17 protein-coding genes are annotated in these 16,854 nt (G+C 71.6%); 9 read left to right on the top strand and 8 right to left on the bottom strand.

Going from position 1 to position 16,854, the window contains the following annotated elements:
* Positions 1–5 precede the first annotated feature (5 nt).
* Together ACFY2Z_RS22130 and ACFY2Z_RS22135 are read right to left on the bottom strand one after the other, a co-directional pair.
* Entirely contained in the window at positions 6–1,220 is a 1,215-nt protein-coding gene (locus ACFY2Z_RS22130; protein ID WP_390745809.1) for an ABC transporter substrate-binding protein, read from the bottom strand.
* A 28-nt stretch (positions 1,221–1,248) separates the two neighbouring features.
* Positions 1,249–2,286 (bottom strand): ABC transporter ATP-binding protein, encoded by a 1,038-nt coding sequence (locus ACFY2Z_RS22135; protein WP_390745810.1) that lies wholly within the window; start codon positions 2,284–2,286, stop codon positions 1,249–1,251.
* A gap of 112 nt (positions 2,287–2,398) precedes the next feature.
* Here ACFY2Z_RS22135 and ACFY2Z_RS22140 point away from each other — a divergent pair, with 112 nt between their 5' ends.
* On the top strand, positions 2,399–3,145 hold the full coding sequence (locus ACFY2Z_RS22140) for a FadR/GntR family transcriptional regulator (protein ID WP_390745811.1): 747 nt from the start codon (positions 2,399–2,401) through the stop codon (positions 3,143–3,145).
* Between the two features lie 135 nt (positions 3,146–3,280).
* Positions 3,281–4,036, top strand: coding sequence for a cache domain-containing protein (locus tag ACFY2Z_RS22145; RefSeq protein ID WP_390745812.1), 756 nt, complete (start codon positions 3,281–3,283; stop codon positions 4,034–4,036).
* A gap of 73 nt (positions 4,037–4,109) precedes the next feature.
* Here ACFY2Z_RS22145 and ACFY2Z_RS22150 read toward each other — a convergent pair whose 3' ends face one another.
* The gene (locus ACFY2Z_RS22150; protein ID WP_390745813.1) at positions 4,110–4,778 is read right to left on the bottom strand and encodes a hypothetical protein; all 669 of its coding nucleotides are present in this window, start codon (positions 4,776–4,778) and stop codon (positions 4,110–4,112) included.
* A gap of 220 nt (positions 4,779–4,998) precedes the next feature.
* Between ACFY2Z_RS22150 and ACFY2Z_RS22155 the strand changes: the two genes are divergently transcribed.
* From ACFY2Z_RS22155 to ACFY2Z_RS22175, 5 genes are all read left to right on the top strand, one after another.
* Positions 4,999–5,655, top strand: a complete 657-nt coding sequence (locus tag ACFY2Z_RS22155) for a helix-turn-helix domain-containing protein (RefSeq protein ID WP_390745814.1) — start codon at positions 4,999–5,001, stop codon at positions 5,653–5,655.
* A gap of 32 nt (positions 5,656–5,687) precedes the next feature.
* Positions 5,688–6,221: a toxin-antitoxin system, toxin component gene (locus ACFY2Z_RS22160; protein ID WP_365166349.1), complete on the top strand. Its 534-nt coding sequence runs from the start codon at positions 5,688–5,690 to the stop codon at positions 6,219–6,221.
* A 21-nt stretch (positions 6,222–6,242) separates the two neighbouring features.
* Complete coding sequence (locus tag ACFY2Z_RS22165; RefSeq protein ID WP_390745815.1) at positions 6,243–7,418, top strand: MAB_1171c family putative transporter; 1,176 nt, start codon at positions 6,243–6,245, stop codon at positions 7,416–7,418.
* Positions 7,419–7,526: 108 nt separating this feature from the next.
* A complete protein-coding gene (locus tag ACFY2Z_RS22170; RefSeq protein ID WP_390745816.1) occupies positions 7,527–8,489 on the top strand; it encodes a polyprenyl synthetase family protein in 963 nt (320 codons plus the stop codon).
* Between the two features lie 54 nt (positions 8,490–8,543).
* Complete coding sequence (locus ACFY2Z_RS22175; RefSeq protein WP_390745817.1) at positions 8,544–9,962, top strand: FAD-dependent oxidoreductase; 1,419 nt, start codon at positions 8,544–8,546, stop codon at positions 9,960–9,962.
* A gap of 27 nt (positions 9,963–9,989) precedes the next feature.
* Here ACFY2Z_RS22175 and ACFY2Z_RS22180 read toward each other — a convergent pair whose 3' ends face one another.
* From ACFY2Z_RS22180 to ACFY2Z_RS22190, 3 genes are read right to left on the bottom strand one after another with little or no spacing between them, the layout of a single operon-like run.
* Positions 9,990–11,180, bottom strand: coding sequence for a DUF6545 domain-containing protein (locus ACFY2Z_RS22180; RefSeq protein WP_390745818.1), 1,191 nt, complete (start codon positions 11,178–11,180; stop codon positions 9,990–9,992).
* Between the two features lie 52 nt (positions 11,181–11,232).
* Positions 11,233–12,396, bottom strand: coding sequence for an MAB_1171c family putative transporter (locus tag ACFY2Z_RS22185; RefSeq protein ID WP_390745819.1), 1,164 nt, complete (start codon positions 12,394–12,396; stop codon positions 11,233–11,235).
* Positions 12,397–12,399: 3 nt separating this feature from the next.
* Positions 12,400–13,002 (bottom strand): toxin-antitoxin system, toxin component, encoded by a 603-nt coding sequence (locus ACFY2Z_RS22190; protein WP_390745820.1) that lies wholly within the window; start codon positions 13,000–13,002, stop codon positions 12,400–12,402.
* Positions 13,003–13,472: 470 nt separating this feature from the next.
* Here ACFY2Z_RS22190 and ACFY2Z_RS22195 point away from each other — a divergent pair, with 470 nt between their 5' ends.
* Positions 13,473–13,694 carry a hypothetical protein gene (locus tag ACFY2Z_RS22195; RefSeq protein WP_390745821.1) on the top strand — a complete coding sequence of 74 codons (222 nt, stop codon included), beginning with the start codon at positions 13,473–13,475 and terminating at the stop codon, positions 13,692–13,694.
* 262 nt (positions 13,695–13,956) lie between these two features.
* The gene (locus tag ACFY2Z_RS22200) at positions 13,957–15,051 is read left to right on the top strand and encodes a glutamate--cysteine ligase (protein WP_390745822.1); all 1,095 of its coding nucleotides are present in this window, start codon (positions 13,957–13,959) and stop codon (positions 15,049–15,051) included.
* A 224-nt stretch (positions 15,052–15,275) separates the two neighbouring features.
* On the opposite strand, the gene ACFY2Z_RS22205 is transcribed toward ACFY2Z_RS22200, so the two are convergent.
* The gene (locus tag ACFY2Z_RS22205) at positions 15,276–15,977 is read right to left on the bottom strand and encodes a 4'-phosphopantetheinyl transferase (RefSeq protein ID WP_390745823.1); all 702 of its coding nucleotides are present in this window, start codon (positions 15,975–15,977) and stop codon (positions 15,276–15,278) included.
* Complete coding sequence (locus ACFY2Z_RS22210) at positions 15,922–16,830, bottom strand: metallophosphoesterase family protein (RefSeq protein WP_390745824.1); 909 nt, start codon at positions 16,828–16,830, stop codon at positions 15,922–15,924. The genes ACFY2Z_RS22205 and ACFY2Z_RS22210 overlap by 56 nt, the downstream gene beginning before the upstream one ends.
* Between the last annotated feature and the right edge of the window lie 24 nt (positions 16,831–16,854).

Below are 16,854 nucleotides of genomic sequence, written 5' to 3' on the forward strand. Positions count from 1 at the left end.
TGTCCTCAGCCCTTGATCTCGGTCCAGGCCTGGACCCACTTGGCGTACGGCACGCACTTGACGTCCGTACGGCCGTCGAGGCACTGCTCGATGGGGGTGTTCCAGAAGGCGATGTTCTTCCAGTAGGCCGTGTCGGCCGCGTGGTAGGTGGTGCAGAAGTTCTTGTCGCTGGTCTCCTCGCACGCCTTGGCGTTGGACGGCGCCTCGCCGAAGTACTCGGCGACCTGGGCGTTGACCTTCGGCGAGATGATCCAGTTCATCCACTGGTAGGCGCAGTTGGGGTGCTTGGCCTTGGCCGAGATCATCCAGGTGTCGGACCAGCCGGTCGAACCCTCCTTGGGTACGGAGGCCTTGACCTTGGCGCCCTCACTCTGCGCGAGGTTGGCGATGACCTGCCAGGTGGTGCCGACCACGGAGTCGCCGCTCTTGAAGGCGGACACCTCCTTGAGGTAGTCGCCCCAGTACTCGCCCACGTTCGCGTTCTGCTTCTTCAGCAGGCCGACGGCCGCGTCGAACTGCTTCTGGTCGAGCGCGTACGGGTCCTTGATCTTCAGTTCGGGCTTGGTGGCCTTCAGATAGAGCGCCGCGTCGGCGATGTAGATCGGGGAGTCGTACGCGGTGACGTGGCCCTTGTACCTGGACGCGTCGTCGAAGACGGCGGACCAGGACGTCGGCGCGGGCTTGACCTTGTCCGTGTTGTACATCAGCAGGTTGGCGCCGCGGCCGTGCGGGATGCCGTAGGCCTTGCCCTTGACCGAGTTCCACGGCTGGAGCTTCAGGTCGGCGAAGACGTCCTTGTAGTTCGGCACCAGGTCGGTGTTGACCGGCGCCGCGTCGCCGGAGGCGATCAGGCGCAGGGAGGCGTCGCCGGAGGCGGAGACCGCGTCGTACTCGCCGGTCTTCATCAGCTTGACCATCTCGTCGGAGCTGGCCGCGACCTTGGAGTGCACCTGGCAGCCGGTCTGCTTCTCGAAGTCGCCGACCCAGTTCACCTTGGCGTCGTTGGAGCCGTCCTCGACATAGCCGGCCCAGGCGACGAGGTTGACCTGCCCCTCGGACTTGCCCAGCTTCGTCTGCGCCTTCAGATCGGGCGGGTTGAGGCCGGTGGACGAGGACGAGCCGCCCGAGCCGGACGAGCCGCAGGCGGTGGCCGCGAGCAGCACCGCGGCAGCGGCGGCGGCCTTCAGGGTACCGATGGTGAGACGCACGTCGTTCTCCATACGTGACGGTGGGGGCTGGTGCGGGGGGTCAGCGGGCGTCCGGGACCTGGACGGCATGGCGGCGGTGCCACTGGAGGCGCACCCGGGTGCCGCGGTAGGCGGCGACGTCCTCGGAGGAGGTCTCCAGGTTCTGCTGGAGCGCGGTGAGACGGCCGCCCGCGTCGAGGTCGACGAGGAAGCGGGTGGCGTCTCCCAGGTAGACCACTTCGGCGACGGTGCCGACGGCGGTGGAGTGCTCCGGCTCGTCCGCGTCGGCGGACTCCTTCAGGACCCGGATCTTCTCGGGCCTGATGCTGTACGTGCCCGCGGTGCCGACGATCCGCTCGGCCGCCTCGCCCTGGAGCAGGTTCGAGGTGCCGACGAACGAGGCGACGAACGCGGTGGCGGGGCGCTCGTAGATCTCGGCGGGCGTGCCGACCTGCTCGATGCGGCCCTGGTTGAAGACGGCGATGCGGTCGCTCATCGTCAGGGCCTCCTCCTGGTCGTGGGTGACGAACACGAAGGTGATCCCCACCTCCCGCTGGATCGCCTTGAGTTCGACCTGCATCTGCTCGCGCAGCTTGAGGTCGAGGGCGCCGAGCGGCTCGTCGAGGAGCAGCAGACGGGGGCGGCCGACGAGGGCGCGGGCGAGTGCGACCCGCTGCCGCTGGCCGCCGGAGAGCTGTCCGGGCCGCCGCTTGCCGAAGGCTTCGAGACGTACGCCGGCGAGCGCCTCGCGGGCCCGGGTGAGCCGCTCGGCCTTGGGCACCTTGCGGACCTTGAGGCCGTAGGCCACGTTCTGCTCGACGGTCATGTGCGGGAAGAGCGCGTAGTCCTGGAAGACGGTGTGCACGTCCCGCTCGAAGGGCGCCAGCCCGGTGACGTCCTGGCCGGCCAGCTCTATGGCGCCGGAGGTGGGGCTCTCGAAGCCCGCGATCATGCGCAGGACGGTGGTCTTGCCGGAGCCGGACGGGCCGAGCATGGAGAAGAACTCCCCGTCGGCTATCTCCAGGTCCACCCCGGCCACCGCAGCCGTGTCACCGAACTCCTTCCGCAGCCCTCGCAGCCGGATCGCGCTTCCCTCCATGGACGGGAACCTTTCTGGTGCACTCTTCCGTTCGTACTCTGGTCGAAAAGATATGAACTCATAGTTCAAAGCTCAAGACCCCTTTAGGGTAAAGGTTGAGTCAACGCACAAGGTGGTGGCCGTGAAGCACAACTGGGGCGGCGGGGCCCGGAGAGCCGTCTTCTCTCCCGTGGACACCCGCGCACGCGTGGAGACGGTCGTCCGGCGCCTCGGCGACGCCATCGAACTGGGGCTGCTCGCCGACGGGGAGCAGCTGCCCGGCGAGAGCGAGCTGGCGGGACAGCTCGGGGTGTCCACCGTGACCCTGCGGGAGGCGCTCATGGCGCTGCGGCAGCAGGGCCTGGTCACCACCCGGCGGGGACGCGGCGGCGGCAGCTTCGTCTCGCTGCCCGAGGACCCGGCCGAGGAACGGATCAAGCTGCGGCTGGCCGGCTGGAGCACGGAGGAGCTGCGCGATCTCGGCGACCACTGGGCGGCCGTCTCCGGCACCGCCGCCCGGCTCGCCGCCCAGCGGACCGGCCCGGACGACCTCCAGCCGCTGCGGCGCACGTTGGAGGAGTTCGCGGCAGCCGAGGACCCGGCGGCGCGCAGCCGGGTCTACGGCCGGTTCCATGTGGAGCTGGCGGCGGCGGCCCAGTCCGCCCGGCTCACCCGGGAGCAGGTCGGGCTCCAGACGGAGGTCGGCGCGCTGCTGTGCCTCGTCCTCGGGGACGACACCTATCGCGAAGAGGTGGCGGACCGTCACCGCGCCGTGATCTCCGCAGTGCAGGATGGGGCGCACGATTCGGCCAGGGAGCTGGCCGAGCGGTGCGTCCGGGAATCGACGGCACGGCTCATCGCGCTGCGCCTCGACCTGTAAGAGCTCCGAACAGAACAAGCGCCCGGCTCGGCGTCTGGCACGCACGCACCAGACGCCGCGAGCTGATCGGACTCCCGTTCTGTGCGGAGCTCCACGGACGCGCCGGCATCCGGTCGTGTGCGCGGGAGGGCGCCGATGATCACGAGCACCGGTCTGGCGGCACCGCCGGAAGCGCAGGTGACGGCCCGGGTGCGGTCCGCGCTGGAGGCGGTGTTCGACGCCGTCGCGGAGACCCGCGCCGACACCACGGCGCTGCTGTCCCGGGTGGCCGAACGGGGCATCCGGCCCGCGACCGCGGACCTGGCCGCGCTGCGCCCGGGGCTCCATGCCCGGCTGGCCCGGCAGGAGTTGGTGTCCGGTGTCGGGTTCGTCGCGGCCCCCGGCCTGCTGAGCGACGTACCGGCATGGCTGGAGTGGTGGCAGACCGGCGCGAACGGTGACGTACGGCCTCTGCTGCCCGACCTGGATCCGGCGCACTCGGCGTACTCCGACTACACGCACTGGGACTGGTTCGCGCTGCCTCGTGACACCGGGCGGCGGGCGGTGGCCGGACCCTATGTGGACTACCTCTGCTCGGACGAGTACAGCCTCACCCTGTCGGCGCCCGTGCTCCTCGCGGGACACTTCGCGGGGGTCGCCGCGGCCGACGTCTACCTACGGCACTTCGAGGCGGCGGTGCTCCCCCTGCTGCGCCGGCTGCCCGGGCCCGCGCATCTGGTCAACGCCCGGGGCCGGGTGGCGGCCTCGGCCGACCCGGCACATCTGGCCGGATCGCTCACCAAGGGGCCGGACTTCGCGGCGGTGCTGGAGGGGGCCCGGCCTCAGGTGCGGCGGGGACTGCGGCTGGTCCCGTGCGACGGGATTCCGCTCGTGCTGGTCGTGCCCGCCTGAGCCGGCGGTCGCCGCGGGCCCCGGCGCCGTCGGTGACCTGAACACCGACGGAGCCGGGGCGTTGAGGAGGGTCTCAGTCCGGTGGTGCGGGCACCACGCTGAGGTGGCCTGTCGTGCGCCGGGTGCGGCGCGGGCTCCGGACGGCGGGCGCCGGGCGGCGCGCCTCGCGCAGCACCAGCGTCAGCTTCGAGTAGCCCATGGCCTGAAGGGACTTGGGCGTCTCCCCGACCACCCGGCACTCGCCACCCCAGCGCGGGTCGGGGTGCAGCAGCGGGCGCACCGCCCCGTCGTGCTCCACGGCGCCCGGGCCGGCCGCGCGGATCCAGTGCGGCAGGCCCTGCCGGTAGGCGGCGTCCATGATCGGGTCCTGGGCGATCTCCCGGCGAATGGCCTGAAGTCCATGGTCGTGGCCGTGGCGCTCCATCGCCGCCGCGAAGTGCGCCAGCATCGGCAGACACCAACGCGACTCGTGCTCGCCGAGGACCGTGCCCGCGTCCGGGTGGAACAGCACGAACCGCAGGAAGTTGTCGGCGGGCATGGCCGTCGGATGCGGTCCCACCCCGCGGAAGAGGGTCTCGAACGCGGAGTTGACGAGAACGACGTCCCAGCGGTGGTCGAAGACGACGGACGGAAAGGGCGCGGCCTCCAGGAGCATGGCGTAGTCCTGCAGGTACGCCCTTGCTTCCGGACTCTCGGGGACGGGCCGCGGCTGCGACCGCTGCCCTCCTGCCTGAAACGCCATCGGGAGGTCACCCCTCTTGCCCTTACGGCCTGCACGCGGCGCCCTGATCCTGCTGCGCCGGATCGAGCTGTGTCAACTATCGTGGCATTTGGCGTCGGTTGACGGCCGAATCTCGCCACAGTTGTGGCGAGACCTGGATGTGAGTTCGAGAGAACGGCTAATCTCCGGATGGTTCCGGACGACTATGAACGATGTGAGAAGAGACGTAGGAGATCTGTCGGTGACGGATGGCTTCGAGGTTCCGGGCGCCACGGCGACGGGTCTGCTGCCGGGCGTCGTCGCCCGTGTCACCGCTCTCGCCGACCGGGTGGGGGTGCCGCACGAGGAGATCTTCGCCGTCTCGCGTCTGTCGGTCGCCTCCGGCGTCCCGGAGCCGGTGGTGAGGGCCCTGCTGAGCGGGGTGCCCGCCGGGGAGCCGGATCTCCAGGCGCGCTTTCTGCAGCGGCTCGACCTGCTGCGCCGCACCCGGCTCAAGCCCAACGGCCGCAAGTACACCCAGCAGGAGATCGCCGACGGCGCGGGCATGTCCCGCCAGCAGGCGGGCGCTCTCATCAACGGCGACCGGCGCCCCACCATGGAGCACTGCGACGCCATTCAGCGCTTCTTCAGGGTGCATGCCGGGTTCCTCACGGCCGAGGACCCCGAGGCACTCGCGAACGCCCTCCAGCGCAAGGAACAGGAACTCCTCCAGCAGCTCGCCGACCGCGAGCGCGCGGCGGCCGCCACCGCCGACGACCCGCTGGAGCGGCTGTTGCAGGACCATGGCGTCCGCGGCATCGCCTGGCGGGCGGCCCAGCTGCCCACCGACCAGCACCGCGACAAGGTCGCGGAGTGGCTGGACATGCTCCTGGAGAGCGTCAAGCGGCCCGAGTCCTGATCCTGGGGAGAACCGTGGGCATCGGAAGGGAAATGCGCCGCCTGTGCGGTGAGTTGATGGGGGAGCTCTCGCTCCCGGCGCCGGCGGCACCCGCCGACCTGTACACCGCGCTGTGCGCGGGCATGAGCAGACGCCGGGGCCGCCCCGTCCAGTTCCGCATGGCGGCCTTCCCGCCCGGCACCGCGAGCGGCCTCTGGCTCGACATGGCCGACCAGGACCTGGTGGTCGTCGAGGAACGCACCGCTCCGGACCACCAGTTGGTCATCCTCGGTCACGAACTGTGGCACATGAACGCCGGCCACCAGGGCCACGCCGTGGAGGGGGCCACGGTCGCGGCGCGCCTGCTCAGCGACACCACCGATCTCCAGGCGACCGTCCACAAGGTCGCCGCGCGTACGCACTTCGACCTCGCGGACGAGCAGGAGGCCGAGAGCTTCGGTCTGCTGCTGGCCAGCAAGTGCCGTACGTGGCTGGCGGGTTCCTCGCTGCGCGGCCCCGTCCAGCGGGACGATCTGGCGGGCCGGATCGAGGCCTCGCTCGGCTACCGCGGGCCGCAGGGCCGCTGAGGCGCGCGGGACACGGACACGATGGACGGTTCGAGCTACTACATACCCGCCACCGCGATGGCGGTCGCCTTCGCCTTCAAGGCGCCGGCGCTGGTGCGCTCCTGGCGCGACCCGCTGCTGCGCTCCGTGTGCGCGCTGCTCGCCCTGGCGGGTGCGGTGTTCTTCTTCGCCGCGCCGCCCACCATCGTGAAGGTCAACGACCTCACCGGCATCACCAATGTCTCCGCCCCGCTGGTGTACGCCCTGCTGAGCGCGTTCAGCGCGGCCTGTCTGGTGCTCGTCGTCAACTGGCGGGGCGGGCCGCCCGCCGTCACCCGCAGCCTCACCCGGCGGATCACCGCGGGATACGGCATGGTGATCGTCGCCCTGGTCGTACTGTTCGCCCTGGGTGACACACCGGTGGAGCGGCTGCGCGACTTCGACACCTACTACGCCCTCACGCCGTACATCCGCGAGATGATCGTGCTCTATCTCGCGGCGCTGACCGTGGCGAGCCTCGCGATGACCGTGCTGTGCTGGCGGTGGGCTCTGCAGGTCCACGGCTGGCTGCGGGCCGGTCTCTTGATCATCGTGACCGGCTACCTGTTCAACATGGCCTATCTGGCGACCAAGTTCACGGCCGTGATCGCCCGCTGGAGCGGCGGGAACCTCGACGACCTCAGCACCTATGCCGCACCCGCGCTCGCCTCGATCGGCGGCCAGATCAGCGCCGTGGGCTTCTGTCTGCCGCTCGCCTGCCGTCGTGTCGGGGACCAGTGGACCACCTGGTCCACCTATCGCCGGCTGGGACCGCTGTGGCGCGAGCTGCGGCCGGTGTCCGCCCATACCGGCCGCGAGGGGCGCATCTCCTGGTGGTCGTCGGCGGAACTGCAGGTCACTCAGCGGGAGTCCGACATCCACGACGGCATGCTGAGCCTGTACCCCTACTTCGATCCCGATCTGCGCGCACACGCCTACGACGCCGCAGTGGCCGCGGGCTCCGACCCGGTCCAGGCCCGGGCGGAGGCCGACGCGGCGATGGTGACGGCGGCGGTGCGGGCCCGGGCCAGGGACCCGGAGGGCCGCGTCATCAGCGCGGCGGAGGCCCCCGCCGGGCCCCACGACGGCCCGCGCGACCTCGTCCGCATGTCCCTGGCGCTGCGCAGATCGCCGGTCGTCGCGGCCGTACGCAGCACGGCCGGAGTACGGCTTGCATGACCGACACGCCGACCGGCCGAGAACACATCAGCCGTGCCCGGACCTGACCGGGCGCGCTCTCCCCGGAGAGCACGCAGCACGCCGACCGCAGGCGTATGGGGGTGCCTTTTGAAGACGTACCTGGATCTGCACCGCGAGTTCTCCGCCGGTATCGAGGCGGAGCTCGCGGACTCGCTCGCCCGGGCGGGCGAGTCCGCGCCCGCCGTCCGTGACGCGGTCGACCGACTGCTGCGGCACCAGCCGATGAAGTACCCGCTGTCGGTGCTGCCGCTGCTGGTGCACGGCGCGGAGACCGGTTGTGCCGAACCGGCCCTGCCGCTGTCGGCCGTACACACCCTGTGGTGGACGTCCGCCTGCTACCTCGACGACCTGGCCGACGGACAGGGCGCGGCCCTTCCCGCCGGCCTCGGCCTGCACGAGGCGCTGCTGGCGGCCATCGTCACCGGGCATCTGCTGCCGCTCCAGGTCCTGGAGTCGCCCGTGGTCCCGCCCGCCGTCCGGCCCGCGTTGACGGCGGAACTGCTGGCGTGCGGGATGACGGCCGCCGAGGGGCAGATGGACGACATGCGCAAGAACACCGGCGAGGCCGGCCGGAGCACGGTCCTCGCGGCCTACCGGGGAAAGTCCGGCGCCCCCTTCGCGATGATCACGGCGATGGCCGCGATCCTCTCCGGGGCGCAGGCCGAACGGATCGGTCTGTGGCGGGAGTTCGGTGATGTCTTCGGCATTCTGTGGCAGATCTTCAACGACTACGAGGACCTCGCGTCGGGCCGTCACGAGGACCTGCTGAACGGCACGGTGACCTATGCGCTGGCCTGCGCCCTGGAGGAGGCGTCGCCCGGCGAGCGGCAGCGGATCCTGGCCCTGCACGCCGACGCGCCCACGTCCGACGAGGCCCGGTCGGAGCTCGCCGATCTCCTCCTCGGCCCGTCCGCCCTGGCCTACTGCGAGAAGGACATCGGGGAGTACCGCGACGCGGCGTACCGCATCCTGGACGAACTCGGCGGCGACGAGGCCCATGTGTCAGTCCTGCGCGGGCTCGTGGACCAGACGTCCCGACTGCGCCCGTGACCGACCGCCACCCACCCCCGGTGTTCCGCCCCACGACAGAAAGAGTGCCAGGCCATGTCTGACGGAATCGCCCTCCGCCGCACCGCGGTGGTCATCGGCGGGGGCATGACGGGCATGCTCGCCGCGGCGGTGCTCGCCGAGCACGCCGATGTCATGGTCGTCGAACGTGACCTGCTGCCGGACGGTCCTGCCCCCCGCAAGGGGCTTCCGCAGGCCCGGCACGCCCACATCCTGTGGTCCGGTGGGGTGAAGGCCCTGGAGGGGCTCCTGCCGGGCGTGGTGGACCGGCTCGTCGGGCGCGGCGCCCGCCAGGCGCGCATCATGACCGACCTGGTGTCCAAGGCCCCCTCGGGCCAGTGGTTCCGCCGGTTCACCCACAGCCGCCATGTCAATCTGCTGTGCAGCCGCGATCTGCTCGACGCCGTCGTACGGGAGCGGGTCCTGGAGGATCCCCGGATCACTCTGCGGCCGGGGACCGAGGCGCTGGCCCTGGAGGGCGGCGCGGACCGCGTCAGCGGGGTACGCGTACGGTCGGCGGACTCGACGAGCACCCTCACCGCCGACCTGGTCGTCGACGCCAGTGGACGGGCCGGCCGGGCTCCCGTCTGGCTGCGGGAACTCGGCCTGCCGGCGGTCGCCGAGCGCACGGTCGACGCCGGCCTCGGCTACGCCAGCCGCCTCTACCGCGCTCCCGGACGCACCGCCGACGGCTATCCCATCGTCAACGTCCAGGCCGACCCCCGGCAGGCCCCCGGCCGGGGCGGCATCATCCTGCCCATCGAGGGCGGGCGCTGGCTCGTGACCCTCTCGGGGACCCGCGGCGGACAGCCCACCGCGGACAACGATGCGTTCCTGGACTTCGCCCGCACTCTGCCCCATCCCGTCATCGGCGAGCTGCTCGCCGACGCCGAACCCCTCACCGACGTCGTCACCACCCGGAGCACCGCCAACAAGCGGCGCTACTACGAGAAGGCGGCCCGGTGGCCGGAGGGCTTCGCCGTCCTCGGCGACGCCATGGCGGGCTACAACCCGGTCTACGGCCATGGGCTGAGCGCCTCGGCGCTGAGTGTGCTCGCCATGCGCGGTGTGCTGGGGCGGCAGCACCTCACCGCGCCCGGGACGGCCCGGCGCATCCAGAAGGCCGCGGCGCGTCCCGTCGAGAACGCCTGGAGCCTGGCCGTGGGCCAGGACGTGTTCTACCCGGGTGCCGGCGACCAGCCGCCGACCCGGCTGGAGACGACGCTCGCCGCCTTCGTGGACCGGGCCGTCGACGCCGGAGCGCGCAACCCGCGGGCGCTGCGGATCCTCCTGGACGTGATGAGCATGGAGGCGTCCCCGGCCCGGCTGCTGATGCCCGACATGCTCGCCCTGGTGTGGTTCGGCCGGAAGAAGCCGCTCCTCGACGGCCCTCCGCTGACCGAGCAGGAGCGCAAGGCGGCGCTGGACCCGCCGCCGCTCGGCGAGGAGGACTGACCGCTTCCGTCGCGGCGGCTCCCGGCGTCAGGTCGGGGCCCGTTCCGGGCGGACCCGGCGGCGGCGGATGTCCTTGACGACGCGGGTCCGCAGGGCACGGGAGAGCCGGGCGAGGTCACCGGTCGTGGGCGGCGGGAAGAACGGACCGGCGGGCTCCTGGCCGGCCGAGGGTTCGTCGCCGACGACCCGGTAACGGTCGACGGCGACAGCGATCATCGCCGCCTCGGCGATGATGTCGGCGACCTGTGCGACCGCTCCCCGGTCGAGGGCGGCGGCGTGCGCCTCGTTCCAGGTCCGGCGGTCGAAGCAGCCCCGGCAGGCCACGATGCGGTCGGAGATGTACGTCTGACGCTGCGTCAGCCGCAGCTGGAAGTCGGGCGTCCACCAGGGCAGGGGCAACTGGGTGAGGCCGGGCGCGCCGGGGACCGCGCTCAGCGTCCGGGCGAGCGGGCCGAGCTGCCAGTACCGTACGGCGTCCTCGCTACGGCGTCCGACGAGCGGGAGGATGAAGCCGACCGCGACGAGCAGGGCGCTGGGCTGGCCCATGCTGGGCGCGACACCGGTGGCCAGGAAGTCCCAGTCGTGCCCCGTCCAGCGGGCGCCGATCGCCACGAGTTTGGGCCCGTCGTAGCCCGCGTAGTGCATCAGATAGCCGAGGGCGAGGGCGCGCAGTCCGATCCGCATGGTGCCGTGCACATCGCGCGACCAACGCCAGCACAGACGGCTGCACACGTAGGAGGCCAGACCGTGGGCGAGGAGGTACAGCAGGATCATCTCGCGGATGTAGGGCGTGCCTGAGTAGTACACGTCGAAGTCGGTGCGCCGCTCCACGGGTGCGTCGCCGAGCGCGTACAGGGTGATGATCAGTACCCATACGAGCAGATACAGCGCGATGATCCACTGGGACAGGCGCCGGGTGTGGCCCTTGTCCGAGCCGCCGCGCCAGTTCAGGACGAGCACGACCGAGGCCGCGGAGAAGCCGGTGAGCGCGCAGTAGACCAGCGGGGCGGAGAAGTTGGACACCCCGGTGGTCCGGTTGACCAGGATGATCGTCTGGGGGGCAGAGGTGAACAGGACCCCGGATCCGACCAGGAGCAGGGCGCAGATCGAGGACAGCAGCCAGTCCCGGCCACGGGCACGGATCAACGCGGGTAACTTGAGCAGGCAAGCCAGGAGCAGGAGCCCGCCGGCGATGTAGAAACCGAGGTTGGCCTTCATGGCGCGGCGGCCCCCGGGGGTGTCTGACAGAGGGGCGCCTGGGTGCGTAAGTTCATGTCTGACGGCTCTCCGGCCTGCCGTCCGCGTGCAGCGTGTCGGTGACGACGAGGGCGTGGACGGCCTGGGAGACCCGGACGAGGTCGCCCAGGGTGCCGTCGAGTGCGGTGGGACCGCATACGCCGGGCGAGGAGTCGTCCGGCGCACCGCACCGGGTGGCGGCCACCACCATGGCGGCGGCGCCCATCGCCTCGGCCTCCGGGGCGCTCGCCCCGGACGAGAGCGCCCGGTGGTAGGCGCGTTCTCGGACGCGGTCGTCGAAGCGGGGTTCCAGGCGGGTGATACCGTCGCGGATCCCGGTCTCCCGCTGGGTGAGTCGGAGGTCGATGTCGCCCAGCGACCGCCAGGACAGCGGCACCCAGTACCGCTTGTCGGCGGGGTCGACCAGGAGTTTGAACAGCGGTCGGAGCCTGGCGTAGGCGGCGACGCTCTCGATGCGCGGGCCCACCAGCGGCAGGGCGTAGCCTACGGTGACGAGGGCGGCCGCGACGGCGGCGACCCCGGGGGCGAGGTCGGTGCTCAGGCCTTCCCAGTGCCGCCCGGTCCAACGGCCCGCCACGGCGGCCAGTTTGACCATCCCGAAGACGCCGTTGAGCAGCCAGCCCAGCACGAGGACCCGCAGGCCCTTGCGGGTCCAGCCGGTCACCTTCCGGGACCAGCGCCAGCACAGCGTCGTGGTGGTGAACGCCGCGACCAGGTGCGCCACCAGATACAGGGTGATCATCTCGGCGAGGCCGGGGGTGGTGGCGTAGTAGGTGTCCAGATCGGTCCGGCGTTCCACCGGTGCGTTGCCCACCGCGAACAGCACCCACAGGGCGACGATGACGACGGCGTAGCCGGTCAGCCAACCGCGGGCCACTCGGCGTACGTGCTCCGGCTCGCCCCCGCGCCAGTAGACGATCACGACCAGGCAGGCGGCGCTGAACGCGGTCACCACGGTGTAGACCAGCGGCGCCGCGATGTTCGGGACCCCCGTCAGACGGTTGACGGCCGCGACGCTGGCGGGAGCGGACAGGGTGAAGGAGATCCCGGCCGACAGCACGACCGCGCACAGCGACACCAGCGCGGGGTCGCGCCGGCTGTGCAGCAGTCTGGGGATCCTGATGGCGAGGCCGCTCCACAGGAGCAGGGCCGTCAGGTAGTAGATCCGACCGTCCACGACTCAGACCCAGAGACCTCTGCCCAGCGAGTCCTCGATGCGTCCGGCCACCTGGCCCAGGTCGGCGCGCCAATGGGTCCTGCGGAAGGTGCGCAGGTCCGTGCCCAGCCGCAGACCGAACATCTCGGCCTCCGCCTCGTGCCGGTCGTCGAAGCGGGTGCGGGCGGCGACCCCGAGCTGGGGTTCGCCGAGCCCGCCGAGCCGTGCGTCCCGGGAGGCGAGGAGTCGGCGGACCACGTCGTCCACGGCGCCGGCGTGGAAGGTGTGGGCCCGCGCGGCGGCGCGGCCCGCCGGGATGTGGGCTCCGCAGTGTCCCTCGAACATGTGCCAGATCTCATGGCCCAGGATGACGTGCTCGTGCTCGCTGTTGGTCGTGTCGTCCCGGACGGCGACGAGGTCCATGTCCTCCAGGTCGAGCCAGAGCCCGCTCGCGGTGCCCGGCGGAAAGGTGGTCCGCTTCAGCACCACCGGACGTCCACGCAGACCGGTGAGGATGCCGCCGAGCGCCGCGAATATCTCGTCGTTGTCACCCGGCGCGGCCTGACCGAGCCGGGTGAGCAGTTCGGCGCTGAGTTCCTTCATCCTCTTCTCGCGCCTGGTCTTCACGTCGTCACTCCCCGTTCTTCGACGTCGGTGTCCGATGCCGCCCGGTGGCCGCCCGCGACGGGACGGTGGCCGGTCGGCACGGCTCGTGGAACATCCGGATCGCCACAGTAGTCACTTCTCCGTGGTCCTCAACCGACCTCTGACACAGAGGCACAGGGACAACGGCGAGCATGCCGGACAAACCGCGTTCTGTCTCCCCGTCCCACCGTGCCGTGTTGACTCCTCTCGCCCGCATTCCGCGTCCTTCGCGGAGGAGTTCGCGCCGCGCGACGCACGGGTTTTCGGGAAGGTTCGGACTCCGCTGAGCGGGCGAACCCGCGGCTTCGGCCCCGGGATTGTCAGTGGCGGGCGGCAAGCTGGGGGAGCGCCACCACTGTGCGCGGCGACCGGCCGCGTACGAGGGGCGTGCACCGTGCATGTACCGCCGCACGCCCTGCCGGGCCGCGCGGCCGAACCGGGGAGAGCAACCGATGCAGACCGCCGTACTGACCGACCGCCAACGCGCCGCCGTGCAGGCCTATCTGCGCCTCCTCCACACCGTACGAGCGGCGTTCGACGGGCCGCCGGATCCACGCCGACCACCCGTGGTCCCGACCGCCGCCCTGGCCGAGGCGGACCGGGCCCTGGCGGAGGCGGGACTCACGGGCACCGAGGAGGAGTTCTTCCGCCTGTGCGGGCAGTGGTGTCCCTGAGGGGGCTCGCACGGGACTCCTCCCGGGCCGTCACCGGGACCGTGGGGCCGGTCCGCCGGATCCGTCGTAGCCACACCCGGCGGGTAGTCGCTGCGCACCGCCACGCGGCCCGGTTTGAGCCGGTCCGCTCGCGGAACTTGTTCTGCGCGCCCTCGGGCAGACGGGGCGGGCCGGTGACGGGCGTGTCGCGCGCCCGGAGCGCTGCGGGCCCGTCCTCCGCGGGCTGGTGCGCGGGCGCGAGGTGGCGAGGGAGAGGTCGGCGATGACGACGGTCGGTGTGGAAGAGGAGTACCTGCTGATCGATCCGGTCACGGGCCGGCTGGCGGCGCGGGGAGCGAAGGTACGGGCCGCCGCCGGACTGGCGCCCTTCGTCGCCGACGCCGAGATCCAGGCGGAGCTGCTGCAGGCACAGATCGAGGTGGCCACACCGGTGTGCGCCACACTGGAAGAGGTCGGCGGGCATCTACGGCGGCTGCGGCACGCGGTGGCGGGAGCGGCGCGGGCCTGTGGCTGCCGGGTCATGGCCGGCGGGACGCCGCCACCGGCGGAGGGGCTGCCCGTGCCCGTCACCGACAAGGCCCGCTACCGGGAGATGCAGCGGCAGGCTCCTCAGCTGGTGGCCGAGCAGATGGTCAACGGCATGCATGTACATGTCGCCGTGCCCGACCGCCACATGGGCGTCGAGGTGCTCAACCGCCTCCGGGTGTGGCTGCCGACACTGACGGCCATGTCGGCGAACTCCCCGCTGTGGGAGGGGCACGACACCGGGTTCGCCAGCTGGCGCACCATCGTCTTCGACCGCTGGCCGGTCAGCGGCGTGCCGCCGTACTTCGCCGACGAGGCGGACTACGACCGGCGTGTGGGACGCCTGCTGTCGACCGGCGTGATCAGCGACACCGGCCAGCTGTACTGGCAGGCCCGGCTGTCCGACAACTACCCCACGGTGGAGGTCCGCTGCCTGGACGTCCAGCTGCACGCGGACGACGCCGTGATGTTCGCGGGCCTGATGCGCGCCCTTGCCGACACCGCCATGCGCGACGCCGCGGCGGGCGGCACGGCGCCCCAGGACGAGGGTGAGTTCGTACGGGCGGCGATGTGGCAGGCCGCCCGCCACGGGCTGAGCGGGGAGCTGATCGACCTGCGCGGCCGGCGCCGTCCCGCCGACGAGGTGGTGCACGGGCTGCTGGAGCACGTCGGCCCCGCGCTGGCGGCGTACGGGGACACCCGGGAGGTGACCTCGCTGGTGCACCGTCTGCTGGAGCGGGGCACGGGCGCGGAGCTTCAGCGCAGGGCGCTGGCCGAAGGGGGCCTCGACGGCGTCACCCGCATGATCGTCGACGCCGTGGTCGCCCCCTAGGTGTATTGATCACGAGCGTTGTCAACGCGGGCCGGGCTTGATCATGGCGAAGACCTCCGGTGTGGTGGAGCCCTCTAGGAACGCACCACACGGAGGTCTTAGTGACCCACCGTAATGCCCGGCTGACCGTGCACGGCAGGCGGCTGCTCGTGGAGCGCGTCCGTTCGGGCCGCCCCTCCGGGCGACGACGCGAGTTTGACGACAGGCCCTGGCCCTGCCGTCGCTCAGGAGCGCTCGCCGCTCTGGGGCCGGGGTACGACGATGGCCGTCGCGGCAAGGCCCCGCCCCGCCGTCCAGCGGCCGTCGAAGATCTCGATGCGGTGGTCGTCGACCACCGGTCCCGGGACCAGCAGCCGTGCCCGGAAACGGCCGGGGGCGCCGGGCTCGGGGCCCGGGTCGATCTCTATGTCGGCCTGCTGGAAATCCAGCCACTTTCCGGTCAGGGGGAACCACGCCTTGTAGACGGACTCCTTGGCGCTGAACAGCAGCCGGTCCCAGTGGACGGAGGGGTGGCTGCGGGCGAGGGCCCGCAGCCGGGTCTGCTCGGTGGGCAGCGCGACCGCCTCCAGGACGCCCTCGGGCAGCCGGTCGTGCGGTTCCGCGTCGATGCCGACCGAGACCAGCTCGCCGGCGTGCACCAGCGCGGCGGCGCAGTAGCCCTCGCAGTGGGTCATGCTGCCGATCAGCCCGTCCGGCCAGCGCGGTGCGCCCCGCTCGCCGGGCAGGATGGGCCCCGGCGGGACACCGAGCTTCTCCATGGCCTGCCGCGCACAGCCCCGAGCAGCCCGGAACTCCCGCTGCCGCTTCTCGACGGCCCGCGCCACGACCGCCTCCTCCTCCGGATAGAGGAGGACGCCGTCGCCGAGCGCGTCACGTCCGTATGCCTCCACGACCGCGATCGAACCCGGGAGCAGCTCCTCGATCACCTGCTGGGACCTCCATCGGCAGAATACGGCGCAGTCGTCCTGGCGGTGTCGCGCGCGGACGCCATTCTCGGGGATAACCCACCGACACCTCTTCGAAGCGCACGCCCTCGTGATGCGTGGTGCGCGGAATGTGCAGATGACCGTAGACCATGCAGGCGACCCGGAAACGGCGGTGCCAGTCGGCGGTCAGCCGGGTCCCGCACCACATGGCGAACTCGGGGTGGCGCAGGATGTTCGTGGGGTGCCGGTCCAGCGGGTAGTGGTTCATCAGCACGGTGGGAAGATCGTCGGGGATCTCCGCCAGTCTGCGCTCGGTCTCGGCCACCCTGGCCCGGCACCATGCCTCGCGGCTCGGGTGGGGGTCGGGGTGCAGCAGATACTCGTCGGTGCACACGATCCCGGTGCCATGGGCGTACTCGAGCCCCTGCTCCTTGGTCGTGCAGCCCTGCGGCAGGAACGAGTAGTCGTAGAGCAGGAAGAGCGGTGCCACGGCCACCGGACCGCCCGGCCCCTCCCAGACCGGGTAGGGGTCCTCGGGGGAGGTCACGCCCAGCTCCCGGCACATGGCGACCAGATGGTCGTAGCGCTCGACGCCGCGCAGGGTGACGGTGTCCCTCTGGTGCGTCCACAGTTCGTGGTTGCCCGGCGACCAGAGCACCTTGCGGAAGCGGCCGGCCAGCAGTTCCAGGGCCCAGCGGAGGTCGGCGACGGTCTCGGCCACGTCACCTGCGACGAGGAGCCAGTCCTCGTCCGAGGTGGGGCGCATGCGCTCGACGAGGGCGCGGTTCTCCGGGTACCCGATGTGCAGGTCGCTGATGGCGAGCAGCTGTCCACGGCCGTCCGTCGACTCCACCGTCGCCCCTTTCGAGAACCGAAT

The organism is Streptomyces sp. NPDC001222 (assembly GCF_042896945.1).
Taxonomy (GTDB): Bacteria; Actinomycetota; Actinomycetes; order Streptomycetales; family Streptomycetaceae; genus Streptomyces; species Streptomyces gibsoniae.